This is a genomic window from Vibrio sp. 811, from assembly GCF_033339195.1.
In genome coordinates this window covers 1-650 of record NZ_JAWOUB010000504.1, presented here as the reverse complement: position 1 = coordinate 650, position 650 = coordinate 1, and the positions used below count along the sequence as shown (strand labels likewise).

The window sequence follows — 650 nt, the reverse complement described above, 5'->3', positions numbered from 1 at the left end:
CTGACGGGTGAGCCGCCATAATAGAAATGACGCTGCGTTTTTTCGTAAATGGCGATTCTGCACCATAAATAGCAGCAAAAGAGCCCTCAGCCTCAACAGAAACATAATCCGCGGCCACTTGACGAGCATCACTTGGACTCATCCAGTTCATTCCGAGCTGCTTTTCATTTTTGCTTGGTAGGCGAATTTGTCTCTGACCCTCTTTAACCACTAAGTTCACTTGGTCAGGATTATTAGCGGCTTCTTCTAGTGCATCCACAACACCGATCGTCAGGATGTCTTTATCTTTTAGTTGCTCAGCATTCCATTTGTCTGTCAAAAGCACCTGAATACCTGGGTACCCAGAATCACGCCCTAACGACCCCATGACGTTTAAGAAGGTCTGCAACACTTCTTTTGGAGCTCTCTCTGGAACAACAATCGCAGTTTCTGACAAATCGGCCATGCGAGTGTAAGGGAAACCAGAAGTAGCAAAAGCGCGCATATTTGGCATTTCGATGTAGTGAGGGAAACCACTAAAATCAACCGTAGAGTCACCATCAATGACCGCGTATTGCTTACTTGGTTGCGTCACCTGACATTGCCCATCGGTCACCGACGCAAAGCCAAACTCAAACTCGATTTGGTTTTTACTGCCAACTTTAAAGGCC

Annotated in this window: 1 protein-coding gene; it reads right to left on the bottom strand. The window is 46.5% G+C overall.

From position 1 onward, the window contains the following. A partial coding sequence (locus tag R7Q46_RS27745) for a cellulose biosynthesis cyclic di-GMP-binding regulatory protein BcsB (protein ID WP_318078366.1) occupies nt 1–650 on the bottom strand: 650 nt, incomplete at both ends.